This is a genomic window from Vibrio sp. ZOR0018 (assembly GCF_963865925.1).
Lineage (GTDB): Bacteria > Pseudomonadota > Gammaproteobacteria > Enterobacterales > Vibrionaceae > Vibrio > Vibrio anguillarum.
This window is the reverse complement of sequence record NZ_CAWMCN010000118.1, coordinates 76,551-92,829: the sequence shown is the minus strand read 5'-3', so window position 1 is coordinate 92,829 and position 16,279 is coordinate 76,551. Positions and strand designations below refer to the sequence as shown.

The window sequence follows — 16,279 nt, the reverse complement described above, 5'->3', positions numbered from 1 at the left end:
TAATGAGTGTATCTACGCAAGCATAGACAAATATGCGTAGCTAACACAGCAGCCAATCTAATCAAGAAGGGAGATACAGCTTGATTGCAGGTCGGCGGAAAGTGAGTTCATCTCCACACACCTGAATAAGCTTTGTGATTAGGGTGACTGAATGTCGCGAACATCGCTGCAACTTCAAGTCTTCAAGTCTTCAAGTCTTCAAGTCTTCAAGTCTTCAAGTAGGAAAGTTATCACTATTATCAGGGGCGGTATTACTCGTTATCATCAACAAATTGGGTTGGCGATAAACCGAAGTGATGTTTAAATCTTTGGCTGAAATAAGACGGATCATTAAACCCACAATCAAAAGCGACTTGGGCGACTTTTCCTCCTGCGAGCAAATATTGGCACGCTTTCTCTAAGCGGATCTCATTTAGATACTCTTTGAATGTTTTATTGGTGATCGCTTTAAAACGACGCTGCAAACTACGCTCCGATACGAAGAGTGATTTGGCCGCACTAGAGGTACTAAATTCAGGATCTGAATAGTGATTGTGTGCCAATTTTTCGACTTTTTTAAGCCACTCTTTTTCCGTTACATCAATAAACTTGTCCTCTGAATGCTCCTCTACGACGATCATTTCAGGTGCATCACTCACAAGCTCAACTGATGGCCAAGAAAGCTCAACTAAATTTCGTTCTGGCGATGAAAAAATATGTATTTCCCCACCACTGCGCTGTACTAACAGTTGCATTTCCTCTAGTTCAAAACCAGAGATACGCTTATCACTATTGATAGATTGCACCTGATCGCCACAGTCAATCATCACAATAAACAGTCTTTTCTCCCTTTCATAACAATGAATTTGTAGCTCTTGATTTCTGTAAAGACGTTTTACCGCATCAGACAGTAGCGTATTGAAAATGATGTCTAGGTTAAAATGGGCAGATTCAATATAAGCTTGTTTAAGCTCATTGTTCACCGCCAACGAAATATTCGCTTTCGCGAACTCTTCACGCCATCCGTCCACACAAGAGTTCAAGATTATCGATAGGTCGTAGAGCAACTGAGTCGCTGTTTTATCATTTCTTACGTTACGAAGTAACGCCAGTTCACGTTTTACTTTTAAAGCTAAAGACTCAAGTCGCGCGAGTTGATGGAGTTGGGAGCGATAAATCAGCTGATTTAATGTAGGAGTAATAGAATCTAACATCTGTTCAACAACGATATGGCGAATTTGTAATTGCTTGCGCAACTGCTGGTTATTAGTCAAAACAATTTTGCTTTGATGCCGTAGTTGATCCGTTTTCAAGGCCACCTGAGCTTTTAACTTTCGGTTTACTTTGGTAACCCAACGAGAACGCCACCATGAAGCAAAAGCAATAAGGCCTATAGAAAGGCAAAGGTAAAGAACAATAGCCCATGAAGACCAATACCACGGGTTATCCACAATAAATGATAGACTGTTTATCATACTGTTTTGCGGATTTGGACTGTAATTTCTCACCAGCAAACGATAGTGTCCAGGTAACAGGTGATCAAGTGTCAACTGAGCGCTTTCTAATCTCTGCCACTCCTTATCCCCTGCAATACGATACTCCAATGATAAGGCTCTCGATTCTGGCAATGCACCAAATAAAAAGCTTATCGAACTTCCATATTCCAATTCTAGTGTCTGAAAACGACCACGACCGAACATGACAGGAATGTGATCGACATTCACTTGGCTAAAGATAATATTGGTATTAGGAGGGGTAGCAACCGTGAGTTCAGAGGACCATGCTGTCACTAAGCCAAAACGGGAACCTAGCAGCAACTGCTGTTGGTTATTGATAATACTTGATTCGCAAACTCCACTTTTAAATTCATTATTCATCAATCCGTGTGGATCACCAAAATGCTTTACCATCTCACCCATAGGATTATAGAGCGAGATTCCTTGTGAGGAAGTCAGCCAAATACCGTTGCCCGTTTCAGTTAAACATTTGGGGCTAATATTCTCTTCAACCATATCAATAGATCGAATATCACTACGATCATGTGCCAAAACAAAGACGCCATAAGCACTAGCAAACCAAACATCGCCCTTGCTACTCTCAAATATATCAATGCTTTGTCCATAATGACTAGTCGCTCGGAGAAAAACAATTTTGCCTTTGTCAAAAAGATAAACACCATGGTCAGTGCCGATAAATACCCCTCGCCGAGTTGACTTAAGTTTTATTATTTTTGCAGGTAAAAATGCATCAACAAACCATTCAGAACCGAAATCGGTTAGCGAGTTATCGGCCAACTGATATGACCACAAATGGTTACCTGTTGCTCCCCACAACAGTCCTTCATGATCAAATTCAAGATGTTTAGTATCATTCGAACGCAGCTTCAGAGGTAAAACGCTCGTTTCTATCATCTTTTTTGTCTGCAAGTGATAAATAACGATGCCTGTATGTGTAGCTATCCATAAAGAGTGATCATCTATTTGAGCGAAATCATGCACTTCTCCTGGGAAAATAAGTTTAGGCTCTTGCCAATCTTCAGCATCGACTTGGTATAACCCTTGTCGAGTTAAAAACAAATACCCTTTATTATCTGACCTTGTCACAATTTTTGTTATGGAATTATTGTTGAGCGGTGCAATGGAATGGCGCTTAAATTTTTGTCCAAACAGAGAAAAGTAACGAATGCCTTTATCCGTTGCGATCCAAATTCCACCTTGTAAGTCATTGACCAATGAATAAATTTTATTGCCTGGTAACCCATTATTGTCTTGGTCATTACTTTCTAACTTGACGGTTTTACCTGTCAAAAATGAATGAACAAATAATCCGTCTTCAGTACCAATCCAATACTCTTGATCTGTCTCAGCAACAGATAATACATGGGAATCTCCAACCAACTTTTGCTGGCGCTTTGGGTCCTCGACATCAATAATCAGCCCACCATTGAGCATTCCAATCACAAGCTCTCTACGTTTCTCGGAAAAATAGAGTTTCTCAATGAAGTTTTTACCAGAGCTGAGCACGTGAGAAAAACTCTCTCCATCTGATAGATAGACTCCAGCATTAGTGGCTAATACCCATTTAGAAAGCACAAACTTCGCATCATTAACGATTAATCGACTTGCTTGATTTAATTGATACATTTCTTTAAAAGAATAAGTAACTAACTTGTGGGTTTGCGCATGGTATGTATAAAAGTGCGTCTCATCGGCTAACCAGATGAAATTACCTGACGAACCTATTTTTTTTATGATGATTCCAGGCGTTAAGCTAAATACTAATTCGCGATCTTGTGCGGGATAAGTTCGATAAAGTTCATTATCAATGAACGTCCAAAAAGCGTTATTAAGATAGGTAATATTTTCGCTCTCTTGTGAAAGCACTGAGCCACGCCGGGGAAGGATGTTTTGTCCATCAAAGAAAACCACTTTGCCATGCACATCGTGTATCCAAATTCCCCCTTCTTCACCTAAAAACAAATTTTGTGCGGCAAAAATTTTCCCTTGAGCCTGAGCTGGCAATGGATAGAAGATAGAAGGTGCTTTGTCTAGAGCTTGTGTCCCCTGCGCTAATAAAAGCGTCAGAAAACCCAAGATCCAGAGCAAAGGTTTAAAATAGTCGTTCTTTCCTTTCAACAGACAGGGCCTCAATCAATATCACGCCAAATTGCAAACTGTTTTTTCGTGGCGATAATTATCAAAACATTCTAACCAAAGATAAGGCTTTTTGAAGCTAAGAAAGCGACAATCTGTGAATCTTTATCCTAGATTTCAGTGCAGATCGTACAACATACAATACAGCGTACATCTATTGAGACAAACAAGTGTAAAAATTGTTGCTCAGCTGATTTAACAGCTCAAAATAGCTGCCACTTTTCACTTTGATATCTGCGCCTAATGGATCAAGTACTCCCGTTTTAACCTTAGTGCCACGAGTCACAGTATCAATCACCGCCGGGGTAAACTGAGGTTCTGAAAACACGCATTTCGCTTCATTATTAATGATTGAATTTTTAATGGTGATTAGGGTTTTAGCACCCGGCTTTCTGTCAGGACTAACGGTAAAATGGCCGAGGTTATTCAAATGATATTGCTGTTCAAAATAACCATATGCATCATGAAAAACATAATATCCTTTATCACTAATTTTGCTCATCTTCTGCATGATTGCTTGATGAGTCGAGTCTAATTGAGCCAAAAAGCGGACTAAGTTTACTTTATACTGCTCGGCATTAGCGCTATCACTTTTCACTAAACTTGCGGTAATCGCCGCTGCCACTTGCTTGGCTTGATCTGTTCCAAGCCAAAAATGTGGGTCATACATACCATGGTGATGCCCATCATGATCGTGTTGTTCGCCACTGAGCTCTCTCAGTGTCAGGCCATCAATTTGGCTGATGGTCAAAACGTTGTGGTGACTCGCTAATGTCTTACTTAAGAATGGCTCAAGGTCTTTTCCATACCAAATCACTAAATCCGCCGCTCTGACTTTTTTAACATCAGAAGGGCGCAACGCATAGTCATGCGGTGAGGTATTTGCCCCCAGTAGTACTTCTGGTTCATTCACATCGAGAGTCAATTCATATGTAATCATCTGAATCGGCTTGATGCTGGTCAAAATGACCGTAGACCACGCCAAAGGCGATAATGTTATTAAGCAAAGAAGGAGCATAATCTGACGCAACATGATGGTTTTTCCATTCGGTATATAGCGTTAAAGGGAACGAAATGTTACATTATAACACTTCCGAATTGCAAATAAGTTCCATTCATGTCCAACTTAATTCAGCTGCAAGGCATTTGTGTCGAATTCAACAACCGCCGTGTTTTGGACAATGTCAGTATCAACCTAGAAAAAGGGAAGATTACCACACTGATAGGTCCTAATGGTGCGGGCAAGTCGACGCTCGTTAAAGTATTGCTCGGGCTACAGCCCGTCCATAGCGGAACGATGACGCGCGTAAAAAACCTTAAAATTGGTTATGTTCCTCAAAAGTTAAAACTTAATGACGCGTTACCACTCCCCGTTAAACGATTTTTAAGTTTGGCCGGACGTTTTAGTCAACAAGAGTTGCTAGACGCACTCAGACTAGTCGGGGCCGAGCATCTTCTTGATTATGATATGCATAAGCTGTCCGGTGGTGAAACGCAACGGATTCTTATCGCCCGTGCATTGCTACAGCGCCCAGATATTCTAATTCTTGATGAACCAGCCCAAGGTGTTGACGTGCAAGGGCAAATTGATCTGTATGATCTTATCGATGCCATACGACATCGTTTCGGCTGTGGTGTCTTCATGGTCTCTCACGATTTGCATCTGGTGATGGCAAAAACGGATGATGTTATCTGTCTTCATCACCATGTTTGCTGTTTCGGTTCACCTGCAACGATTACTCAACACCCAAGCTATATCGCTTTATTTGGTACGCGCAATCGCGAAGCCTTAGCTTTTTACCATCACAAACATCAGCATCATCACGACTTAGCAGGCCAACCTGTGAAAGGAGATGCAACTTGCTGTTCAAATCATTCACACGGTCACCATCATGATTGAATTTCTTCTTCCATCAATATTAGCAGGCCTTGGTATTGCCGTTATCGCAGGTCCCCTTGGGTCATTCGTGGTTTGGCGAAAAATGGCTTATTTTGGCGATACCCTCGCACACGCCTCGCTGATGGGATTGGCGCTAGGCTTTTTGCTTGATATCAACCTTTATCTTGCGTTGCTCGTTTGCTGTCTTGGGCTTGCAATCATTTTGGTTACTATGCAGAAACAGCAGCTTGTGGCGACAGACACTTTGCTCGGCATTCTCGCTCACAGCTCGTTATCTATTGGTCTCATTGCAGTAAGCTTCCTTGATAACGTTCGCATCGATTTAATGAGCTATCTCTTTGGCGATTTATTGGCAGTGAACTTTACCGATTTAGCCTTCATTTGGGGAGGAGCAATTGCAGTAAGTGCACTGCTATTTCTTTTTTGGCGGCCATTACTTTCAACTACAGTGAACGAAGAACTTGCGTTTGTTGAAGGCATCAACGTTGATTTAATGCGTTTGCTGCTGATGCTATTGATTGGGGTGGTGATTGCACTAGGAATGAAATTTGTTGGTGCTCTGATTATGACATCGCTGCTGATTATTCCCGCAGCGACCGCTAGGCGACTCACAAAAACCCCAGAGCAGATGGCAATATTGGCTTCTTTGGTCGGCGCTTTAGCTGTGCTGGGCGGGCTAATCCTCTCGTGGCATTTTGACACACCTGCAGGCCCTTCGGTTGTCGTGACGGCTACAACGATGTTTATGTGCAGTCAACTTGTAAAACGCTAGTATCAAAACCTATTGAATCTAAAGTAAAAACCCCGAAACAAGGTTCGGGGTTTGTCTTCAAACTGAGGGAGGCGTGATTACCAACCCGTCACTTCACGCAATGCTTTTCCGATATCAGCAAGGCTTTTGACAGTTTTCACACCCGCGGCTTCAAGCGCTGCAAATTTCTCATCAGCTGTTCCTTTACCACCAGAAATGATAGCGCCAGCATGGCCCATCCGTTTACCCGGAGGCGCGGTCACACCAGCAATATAAGACACCACCGGTTTCGTGACATTCTCTTTAATGAATGCCGCAGCTTCTTCTTCGGCTGTACCACCGATCTCGCCAATCATCACAATCGCTTCAGTTTCAGGATCGTCTTGGAATAGTTTCAAGATATCAATGAAGTTAGAGCCCGGGATTGGGTCACCGCCAATACCAACACACGTTGACTGACCAAAGCCTTCATCTGTTGTTTGCTTAACGGCTTCATAAGTTAGCGTTCCTGAACGTGAAACAATACCCACTTTTCCTTTCTTATGAATGTGGCCTGGCATGATGCCGATCTTACACGCATCCGGTGTAATCACACCCGGACAGTTCGGGCCAATCATGCGCACACCAGTCTCTTCAAGCTTCACTTTTACGTCAATCATATCGGTAGTCGGTATACCTTCCGTGATCGTCACAATAAGTTCAATACCAGCGTCAATTGCTTCTAAAATAGCGTCTTTACAAAATGGTGCAGGTACATAAATAACGGTTGCCGTTGCACCCGTTGCTTTCACTGCGTCACGCACCGTATTAAATACAGGCAGACCAAGGTGAGTTTGACCACCTTTACCCGGAGAAACCCCACCGACCATTTGTGTACCGTAGGCAATCGCCTGTTCGGAGTGGAAAGTTCCCTGACCACCAGTGAAACCTTGGCAGATTACTTTGGTGTCTTTATTAATAAGTACCGACATTATTTACCCTCCGCCGCAGCAACAACTTTCTGAGCTGCGTCCGTTAACGACTCAGCTGCAATGATATCAAGACCAGAATTTGCAAGTACTCCGCGTCCTAATTCCGCATTTGTACCTTCCAAACGCACGACTACGGGAACCGTTACACCAACTTCTTTCACCGCACCGATAATGCCTTCTGCAATCATATCGCAACGTACGATACCGCCGAAAATATTCACCAATACTGCTTTCACGTTGTCATCAGACAAAATGATTTTGAACGCTTCAGCAACACGCTCTTTGGTTGCACCACCACCAACATCAAGGAAGTTTGCAGGTTTGCCGCCATGAAGGTTAACGATGTCCATCGTTCCCATTGCAAGACCAGCACCGTTCACCATGCAGCCAACATTGCCATCAAGAGCAACATAGTTCAGTTCCCACTGAGCAGCATGAGCTTCGCGCTCATCTTCTTGTGAGAGATCGTGCATTTCGCGAAGTTTAGGTTGACGATAAAGTGCGTTTGAGTCGATGTTGATCTTGCCATCAAGGCACAACAAGTTCCCTTCAGCGGTGACAACTAATGGGTTGATTTCTAGCAATGCAAGATCATACTGGGTAAACATAGCGCCAAGACCTAGAAAGATCTTCACAAATTGCTTAATTTGGTCACCTTCCAAGCCAAGTTTGAAAGCAAGTTCTCGGCCTTGGTAGGCTTGCGGACCAACCAAAGGATCAATCGCGGCTTTATGAATCAGCTCAGGAGTCTCCTCCGCTACTTTTTCAATTTCCACGCCGCCTTCTGTTGAGGCCATGAACACGACACGACGAGTCGCACGATCGACGACTGCGCCTAAGTAAAGCTCATTCGCGATATTAGAGGCTTCTTCGACCAAAATTTTTGATACTGGCTGACCATTTACGTCCGTTTGATAAGTAACCAGATTTTTACCTAGCCATTTTTGAGCAAACTCTTTGACACCATCTTTAGTGTCGTGCAACTCAACGCCACCCGCTTTACCGCGACCACCAGCATGCACTTGACACTTAACAACTTTCTTCGCTGTACTAATCCGACCCGCCGCTTCAAAAGCTTCTTGTGGAGTATCACAGGCATAACCTTCCGGTACAGGCAAACCGAATTCTGCAAACAGCTGTTTGGCTTGATATTCATGCAAGTTCATTATGTTCTTCCGTTTGTTTATCCCTTAAGGGATTTATTATTTCCATAAAGCGGCAGCTATGCTGCGCCATATATCTGTAGGGTGCTTCTCAAATTAAGCGGCTGCAATTTATCCAAGAGGATAGCTTGTAGCCTTTTGCTTAAATGAAGGCTAGACGTGAGCCTGCCTAGCCTTAAATTCACTGAACAACGTTCAGTGAGGTTACACGTCCAGTAGCAGACGTGCTGGATCTTCAAGTAGCTCTTTTACTGTCACAAGGAAACCAACTGACTCACGGCCATCCACCAAACGGTGGTCATAAGAAAGTGCTAGGTACATCATTGGTAAAATTTCCACTTTGCCATCCACAGCCATTGGGCGGTCTTGGATTTTGTGCATACCCAATATGGCCGCTTGCGGCGGATTAATGATCGGTGTTGACATTAACGATCCAAACACACCGCCATTCGTAATCGTGAAATTACCGCCAGTCAGTTCTTCAACCGTCAATTTGCCATCTCTTCCTTTGAGTGCAAGCTCTTTGATGCCCTTCTCAATTTCGGCAAGGCTTAGCGTATCGCAATCTTTAAGAACCGGAGTCACTAAGCCACGAGGCGTTGAAACTGCCATGCTAATATCAAAATAGCTGTGATACACAATATCTTGGCCATCAATAGATGCATTCACTTCTGGATAACGTTTTAACGCTTCTGTTACTGCTTTTACGTAGAAAGACATAAAGCCTAAACGAATACCGTGTTTCTCTTCAAACAGACCTTGATATTGCTTACGAAGATCCATGATAGGCTTCATGTTAACTTCATTAAACGTCGTCAACATCGCCGTGCTATTTTTTGCCTCAAGCAGACGCTCCGCAACACGTTTACGCAAACGCGTCATCGGTACACGTTTTTCACTGCGCGCCATCGCAACGACAGGCTCAGGTTGACTTGAAGCAACTGCTGACGCTGATTTTGCAGCCGCTAGATGAGCATCAATATCTTCACGCGTGATACGCCCACCCACACCAGAGCCTTTCACTTGGCTTGCTTCCAAACCATGCTCGGCGAGTAAACGGCGTACCGCAGGGCTAAGCGCATCATTCGTTTCGTCTGTCAGTGTGGCTTTGTGGCGTTTATCAGGAGACGGCTCTGTATCGTTGGTGGTATCTTTCGTCGGTTCACCTGCAACGGCACCGGGTTTCAATTTCGCCAATAACTGTTTCGAAAGCACCGTCGCACCTTCTTGCTCGATAATGGCCTCGAGAACACCCGCCTCAGGCGCTGGCACTTCAAGAATTACTTTATCAGTTTCAATCTCAACGAGTACTTCATCACGAGCGACGGCTTCACCTGGCTTTTTATGCCATGTCGCGACTGTTGCATCAGCCACTGATTCAGGTAGATCTGGAACCAGAATTTCAATTGTCATAATCTGTGTCTTCCTTTTACTTCTAGTTCGTTAAGCTAGGGTCAGAGCGTCTTCAACCAACGCTTTTTGTTGTTTCAAGTGTACCGACATATAACCAACGGCTGGTGATGCTGATGCAGGGCGACCTGCGTATTTCAGATCAGCACCGGCTGGAATGGCAGAACGGAAGTTATGTTGGCTACTGTACCAAGCACCTTGGTTTTGAGGCTCTTCTTGGCACCATACATAGTCAACAACATTAGTGTATTGAGCGATAACCGCTTCCACTTCTTCTTTCGGGAATGGATATAGCTGTTCAATACGGACGATAGCAACATCACCTTGTTCGTTATTGCGGCGCTGTTCAAGCAGGTCGTAGTAAACCTTACCAGAGCAGAACACAACACGTTTGACATTCGCTGGGTTGAGATCGTCAACTTCGCCGATAGCCGGCAAAAACGATCCGTCAGCCAAGTCTTCCAGTGTTGAGATACATAGTGGGTGACGCAACAACGATTTTGGTGACATAACGATCAATGGTCGACGCATTGGACGAACGACCTGACGACGCAGCATGTGGTATACCTGCGCTGGCGTAGAGGGAACCACCACTTGCATGTTTTGTTCGGCGCACAGTTGCAAATAACGCTCTAGGCGTGCTGATGAGTGCTCCGGGCCTTGTCCTTCATAACCATGAGGTAGCAACATGGTTAAACCACACAAACGCGCCCATTTTTGTTCACCGGAAGAGATGAACTGGTCAATCACGACTTGAGCTCCATTGGCGAAATCACCAAACTGAGCTTCCCAAATCGTCAAACCACTCGGCTCCGCTGTCGCGTAGCCATATTCAAAAGCTAGCACTGCTTCTTCCGACAAAACCGAATCCAATACTTCAAAAGGACCCTGTTTATCATGGATATTCGCCAATGGAATATAGGTACTTGCGTCACTTTGGTTATGCAATACCGAGTGACGGTGGAAGAAGGTTCCACGCCCAGAGTCTTGCCCCGAAATGCGGATTCGCTTTCCATCATCAACTAAGGTTGCATAAGCCAGCGTTTCAGCCATACCCCAATCGAGAAGCTTCTCTCCATTAACCATCGCTTGTCGGTCGGTATAGATTTTATCCACACGACTTTGCAGTTTATGGCTTTCTGGATACTGACAAATTCGGTTACCCAGCTCTTTTAAACGCTCAAGGTCAACTTTACTATTCCATGGCATATCCCATTCATGGCCAATATACGGTGACCAATCAACAGAATGCAGTGCCATTGGACGCCACTCTTTCACCACGACTTCACCATGATCCAGAGCATCACGATATTCGTTGACTAACTGTGTGGCAATCTCAATATCAAACTCACCACGCTCTATCAAAACATCGGCATAAAGCTTACGCGGCGTAGGATGCTTTTTGATCTTTTGATACATCAGCGGTTGAGTTGCGTTTGGCTCGTCGGCTTCGTTATGGCCGTGACGGCGATAACAAACCAGATCAATGACGACATCACGCTTAAATTCATTACGATAATCGAGTGCAATGCGGGTGACGAAAGCAACTGCTTCTGGATCATCAGAATTGACGTGGAAAATGGGGGCCTGAACCATCTTAGCGATGTCAGTACAATACATAGTCGAGCGTGTATCACGAGGGTTTGACGTGGTAAAACCAACTTGGTTGTTAATAACAATACGTACCGTCCCTCCCACGCAATAGCCACGCGCTTGAGACATGTTAAATGTCTCGGCAACGACACCTTGGCCAGCGATAGCAGAGTCACCATGAATCGAAATAGGTAGCACTGTCGAACCGTCTTCATCTCCCAATCGATCTTGTCGAGCACGAACTGAACCAATTACGACTGGGTTAACAATTTCAAGATGCGAAGGGTTAAATGCTAAGGCTAGATGCACATCACCGCCGGGTGTCGCAAAGTCAGCAGAGAAACCTTGGTGATATTTAACATCACCCGTTCCCCAGCTTTCACCATGCTTACCTGCAAACTCGTCGAACAGATCTTGAGGTTTTTTACCCAAGACGTTGACGAGCATGTTAAGACGACCACGGTGCGCCATACCAATCACAACTTCACGCATACCTGTGCTACCAGCATGACGGATCAACTCTTTCATCATTGGGATGAGCGCGTCACCACCTTCCAAAGAAAAACGCTTAGCACCGGGGAATTTCGCGCCTAAATAACGCTCAAGGCCTTCTGCGGCTGTCAATTCTTCGAGGAAAATTCGTTTTTCTTCTTTGCTGAAAGAAGGTTGACCAACGACTGATTCAAGACGTTGTTGTATCCAACGCTTTTGTTCAGTGTCGATAATGTGCATGTATTCTGCACCGATGGAACCGCAATAGGTTTTGTTGAGGGCTTGATAAATGTCTTTCAATTTCATTGTCTCTTGCCCGATAGCAAAAGAGCCGACATTGAAAGTTTCTTCGAAGTCACCTTCGTTAAGATTGTGGAACGCTGGGTCTAATTCTGCCACTAATGGGCGTTGCCATAAACCTAGGGGGTCGAGTTGAGCCGCTTCATGACCGCGAAAACGGTAAGCATTAATCAGCTGCAAGACTCTTACTTGCTTAGCATCGACATCTGGATCACTAACTTGGACATTGTAATGCTTTGTTTCTTTCGCGAGTCGTCGGAAGTAGTCACGGACACGTGAATGTGGCTGTTCAACCACATTGTCAGCTTGCGCAGGCAAGCCGTCAAAAACACGTTTCCACTCCTCACTTACCAGATCAGGATCACTTAGATACAGTTCGTAGAGGTCCTCTACGTAAGTTGCATTGGCGCCAGCCAAGTGTGAAGACTCGAGCCATGCCTTCATCACGCCGTTGTGCATATTTTCCCTTAACCAGTAGTTTTCACGTTTGCTTCGGTCTATGCCGAGCTATAAAAGGCAGGTCCGAAGACCTGCAATTTTCATTCATTTTAAACCGAACGGTTCACAAGCATTGATTTGATATGTCCAATGGCTTTCGTCGGATTTAATCCCTTAGGACAAACACTTACACAATTCATGATGCCATGGCAACGAAAAACGCTAAAAGCATCATCAAGATTAGATAAACGTTCATCTGTTGCGGTATCTCGGCTGTCAATTAGCCAACGATAAGCCGCCAACAAACCTGCTGGGCCGATAAACTTATCCGGGTTCCACCAGAAAGAAGGGCATGAAGTTGTGCAGCAAGCGCACATAATGCACTCATATAAACCGTCTAAATGCGCTCGCTCTTCTGGTGATTGCAAGTTCTCACGAGCCGGAGGCAAGTTTCCGTCAGTCACAAGATAAGGTTTAACTTTCTCGTAATTTTCATAAAACTGGGCCATATCGACAATTAAATCACGGACGACTGGTAGCCCCGGCAGAGGTCGAATAACGATCGTGCCTTTGGCCAAAAGCGCAGATAATGGAGTGATACACGCTAATCCATTTTTACCATTCATGTTCAAACCGTCAGATCCACACACCCCTTCACGGCACGAGCGACGAAAAGCAATGGTGGGATCTTGCTCTTTCAGCAAAATGAGTGCATCCAACAACATCATGTCAGAGCCCTCTTCGACTTCAAGCAGATAATCCTTCATGTAAGGCTTTTGATCGACATCCGGATTATAGCGATACAAAGAGAATTTCAATTTCATAATAGTGCCTTCTCCTTAGTATGTGCGCGCTTTAGGCGGAAACGCTTCACGATAAATTGGTTCCATATTTACGCTACGCTTCGACATGCTTTCAGTCTCAGGGTTGTAAATTGAATGGCATAACCAATTAGCATCATCGCGTTCAGGATAGTCAAAGCGAGCGTGGGCTCCACGGCTTTCGGTACGATAATTTGCAGCAACCGCGGTAGCAAATGCTGTTTCCATCAAGTTTTCCAGCTCTAAACACTCGATCCGTTGAGTGTTGAACTCGGTTGACTTGTCTGAAAGATGTGCGTTCTTCAAACGTTCACGAATCACTTTAAGCTCTTCAAGACCTTTAGCCATCGCTTCACCTTCACGGAACACCGAGAAGTTATTTTGCATACAACGTTGCAGATCTTTACGAATTTGCGCGGGATCTTCACCACCTGTACTGTTTTCCCAGCGGTTGTAACGTTCTAGCGATTTTTCAATGTCCGCTTCTGTGGCAGGTTTTGCGTCCGCTTGCTTTTTCAACGTTTCGCCCAAATGCAAGCCTGTTGCTCGGCCAAAGACCACTAAATCCAGTAGAGAGTTACCACCCAAACGGTTCGCGCCATGCACCGATACTGATGCAATTTCACCACACGCAAACAAACCTTGAACTTCCACATCAGCGCCTTTAGCATCTTGCTTAATCGCCTGACCTGAAACTTGAGTCGGTACTCCTCCCATCATGTAGTGGCAAGTTGGGATCACTGGAATCGGTTCTTTAACTGGATCGACGTGAGCAAACGTACGTGACAACTCACATACGCCCGGCAGACGAGATTCCAGAGTTTCTTTGCCAAGGTGATCCAGTTTAAGCTTGATATGCGGACCCCATGGACCATCGCAACCACGACCTTCACGGATCTCAATCATCATTGAGCGGGCTACTACATCGCGACCAGCCAAATCCTTCGCGTTTGGTGCATAACGTTCCATGAAACGTTCACCATCTTTATTTAAAAGATAGCCACCTTCACCACGACACCCTTCCGTCACAAGAACGCCAGCACCAGCAATCCCTGTTGGGTGGAATTGCCACATTTCGATATCTTGCATCGGGACGCCAGCGCGGATAGCCATGCCCACGCCATCACCCGTATTGATGTGCGCGTTGGTGGTTGAAGCATAGATACGGCCAGCTCCGCCAGTCGCTAATACTGTGGCTTTAGATTTGAAATAACAAACTTCGCCTGTTTCCATACACAAGGCGGTACAGCCAAGTACTGCACCCTCTTCATTTTTCACTAAATCAAGTGCGTACCACTCAGAGAAAATAGTGGTCTTATATTTAATGTTTTGTTGATACAAGGTATGAAGTAGTGCGTGACCAGTACGGTCAGCGGCAGCAGCGGTTCGAGCCGCTTGTTCACCGCCAAAATTTTTGGATTGACCACCAAATGGGCGCTGATAAATGGTGCCATTGTCAAAACGAGAAAAAGGCAAACCCATTTTCTCTAGTTCAATCACCGACTCTGGACCATTCTTACACATGTACTCGATAGCATCTTGGTCACCGATATAGTCGGAGCCCTTCACCGTGTCATACATATGTTGTTCCCAGTGGTCCTCATGCGCGTTGCCTAACGCAACGGTAATACCACCTTGAGCCGAAACCGTGTGAGAACGTGTTGGAAAAACTTTAGAAAGCAGAGCACAGGATAAACCTTGCTCTGAAATTTGCAGTGCTGCACGCATGCCAGCACCACCAGCGCCGATCACTACGGCATCAAATTCACGAACTGGAATAGTCACTTACGCACCCCACAATACAAATAAGCCAGAGAAGAAGTATCCAAAGAGCACTGCGATAACGACCAATTGCAGGCCACCACGCAATTTAGAACACTTAATGTAATCCGTTAATACTTGCCATAAACCGATCCAACCATGGATAAGGACAGAGACTAACGCCAGCATTGTGAAGACTTTGGTAAAGGTTCCACCAAAAAACTGTGTCCATGAAACATAGGAGATATCACCAGAGAAAGCACAGAAGCTGACTAGGTAGATAGTATAAAGAGTCATAATGATCGCAGAAGCACGGATCAGCAGATAATCATGCACTCCGTTACGACCAAAAGAAGAAACATGTTTTACCATACCAATACTCCCGCTAAAACTGAAAGCACTGCTGTTGCGATGAAGGCGACTTTGGCACTCATAGCCCCTGACTCCAACTCTTCAAAGTGGCCCAGGTCCATCAGCAAATGGCGTATACCACCTGCAATGTGGTAAGACAGCGCTGTTAAAATTCCCCATAAAATAAATTTTGCGAAAAAGCCATTAACAATGTTGCTGGCTTCCATAAAACCTACCGGAGAACTTAACGAGAGGGAGAGTAACCACAGCAAAATTCCGACCGCAACGAACATCATCACCCCAGACACTCGGTGTAGGATGGATGCAATCGCACTGATCGGAAAGTGAATGGTCTGTAAATCTAAATTAACAGGTCTTGACTTTCTTTCTTTCACGGGCTTGCTCACTCAGCTCCATTGAGCATTTATAGTTATAAATGAATTTTGGTTGTAAAACCCATAAAAGTTAACACTATTTTAACATAAAAAGCCCGATATCGCGCAGTTAAATGTAATAATTCCGTTAACAACAAAGACAGAATGCAATACTGAAATACAGTTTCTAGCCTTTTATTTATAAGGTGTTCACCAAAATTTTCAGTGCCACTATACGGCTCGCAACATTCTAATACAATTGATGTAACAATTTTTGCTACACAGAACAGATTTTTAACTTTATATGTATAAAAAATCAAAA

Annotated in this window: 12 protein-coding genes; 2 read left to right on the top strand and 10 right to left on the bottom strand. The window is 44.4% G+C overall.

The features are described from left to right. Positions 1-251: 251 nt before the first annotated feature. Positions 252-3,614, bottom strand: a complete 3,363-nt coding sequence (locus AACR75_RS12040; RefSeq protein ID WP_047687813.1) for an AraC family transcriptional regulator — start codon at positions 3,612-3,614, stop codon at positions 252-254. A gap of 172 nt (positions 3,615-3,786) precedes the next feature. Continuing rightward, a complete protein-coding gene (znuA, locus tag AACR75_RS12035) occupies positions 3,787-4,665 on the bottom strand; it encodes a zinc ABC transporter substrate-binding protein ZnuA (protein ID WP_047687812.1) in 879 nt (292 codons plus the stop codon). A gap of 84 nt (positions 4,666-4,749) precedes the next feature. Here znuA and znuC point away from each other — a divergent pair, with 84 nt between their 5' ends. Then, positions 4,750-5,532 carry a zinc ABC transporter ATP-binding protein ZnuC gene (znuC, locus tag AACR75_RS12030; protein WP_013856354.1) on the top strand — a complete coding sequence of 261 codons (783 nt, stop codon included), beginning with the start codon at positions 4,750-4,752 and terminating at the stop codon, positions 5,530-5,532. Then, on the top strand, positions 5,525-6,304 hold the full coding sequence (gene znuB / locus AACR75_RS12025; protein ID WP_026027242.1) for a zinc ABC transporter permease subunit ZnuB: 780 nt from the start codon (positions 5,525-5,527) through the stop codon (positions 6,302-6,304). Before znuC ends, znuB begins: the two co-directional genes overlap by 8 nt. Before the next feature lie 77 nt (positions 6,305-6,381). Here znuB and sucD read toward each other — a convergent pair whose 3' ends face one another. From sucD to sdhC, 8 genes are all read right to left on the bottom strand, one after another. Then, a complete protein-coding gene (gene sucD, locus AACR75_RS12020) occupies positions 6,382-7,254 on the bottom strand; it encodes a succinate--CoA ligase subunit alpha (protein ID WP_013856352.1) in 873 nt (290 codons plus the stop codon). Continuing rightward, positions 7,254-8,420: an ADP-forming succinate--CoA ligase subunit beta gene (sucC, locus tag AACR75_RS12015; protein ID WP_047687811.1), complete on the bottom strand. Its 1,167-nt coding sequence runs from the start codon at positions 8,418-8,420 to the stop codon at positions 7,254-7,256. The genes sucD and sucC overlap by 1 nt, the downstream gene beginning before the upstream one ends. A gap of 201 nt (positions 8,421-8,621) precedes the next feature. Then, entirely contained in the window at positions 8,622-9,830 is a 1,209-nt protein-coding gene (gene odhB, locus AACR75_RS12010) for a 2-oxoglutarate dehydrogenase complex dihydrolipoyllysine-residue succinyltransferase (protein ID WP_013856350.1), read from the bottom strand. A gap of 30 nt (positions 9,831-9,860) precedes the next feature. Beyond that, positions 9,861-12,671: a 2-oxoglutarate dehydrogenase E1 component gene (gene sucA, locus AACR75_RS12005; protein WP_017042518.1), complete on the bottom strand. Its 2,811-nt coding sequence runs from the start codon at positions 12,669-12,671 to the stop codon at positions 9,861-9,863. Between the two features lie 89 nt (positions 12,672-12,760). Continuing rightward, positions 12,761-13,474, bottom strand: coding sequence for a succinate dehydrogenase iron-sulfur subunit (locus tag AACR75_RS12000; RefSeq protein ID WP_013856348.1), 714 nt, complete (start codon positions 13,472-13,474; stop codon positions 12,761-12,763). 15 nt (positions 13,475-13,489) lie between these two features. Continuing rightward, positions 13,490-15,256: a succinate dehydrogenase flavoprotein subunit gene (gene sdhA / locus AACR75_RS11995; RefSeq protein WP_013856347.1), complete on the bottom strand. Its 1,767-nt coding sequence runs from the start codon at positions 15,254-15,256 to the stop codon at positions 13,490-13,492. Then, positions 15,257-15,604 carry a succinate dehydrogenase, hydrophobic membrane anchor protein gene (gene sdhD / locus AACR75_RS11990; RefSeq protein ID WP_010318675.1) on the bottom strand — a complete coding sequence of 116 codons (348 nt, stop codon included), beginning with the start codon at positions 15,602-15,604 and terminating at the stop codon, positions 15,257-15,259. Next, entirely contained in the window at positions 15,598-15,990 is a 393-nt protein-coding gene (gene sdhC / locus AACR75_RS11985; protein ID WP_010318676.1) for a succinate dehydrogenase cytochrome b556 subunit, read from the bottom strand. Before sdhC ends, sdhD begins: the two co-directional genes overlap by 7 nt. Between the last annotated feature and the right edge of the window lie 289 nt (positions 15,991-16,279).

Excerpts from the sequence above, each read along its gene's own strand:
- znuA (WP_047687812.1), bottom strand. The coding sequence starts at position 4,665 with ATGTTGCGTCAGATTATGCTCCTTCTTTGCTTAATAACATTATCGCCT.
- znuC (WP_013856354.1), top strand. The coding sequence starts at position 4,750 with ATGTCCAACTTAATTCAGCTGCAAGGCATTTGTGTCGAATTCAACAAC.
- znuB (WP_026027242.1), top strand. The coding sequence starts at position 5,525 with ATGATTGAATTTCTTCTTCCATCAATATTAGCAGGCCTTGGTATTGCC.
- sucD (WP_013856352.1), bottom strand. The coding sequence starts at position 7,254 with ATGTCGGTACTTATTAATAAAGACACCAAAGTAATCTGCCAAGGTTTC.
- sucC (WP_047687811.1), bottom strand. The coding sequence starts at position 8,420 with ATGAACTTGCATGAATATCAAGCCAAACAGCTGTTTGCAGAATTCGGT.
- odhB (WP_013856350.1), bottom strand. The coding sequence starts at position 9,830 with ATGACAATTGAAATTCTGGTTCCAGATCTACCTGAATCAGTGGCTGAT.
- sucA (WP_017042518.1), bottom strand. The coding sequence starts at position 12,671 with ATGCACAACGGCGTGATGAAGGCATGGCTCGAGTCTTCACACTTGGCT.
- AACR75_RS12000 (WP_013856348.1), bottom strand. The coding sequence starts at position 13,474 with ATGAAATTGAAATTCTCTTTGTATCGCTATAATCCGGATGTCGATCAA.
- sdhD (WP_010318675.1), bottom strand. The coding sequence starts at position 15,604 with ATGGTAAAACATGTTTCTTCTTTTGGTCGTAACGGAGTGCATGATTAT.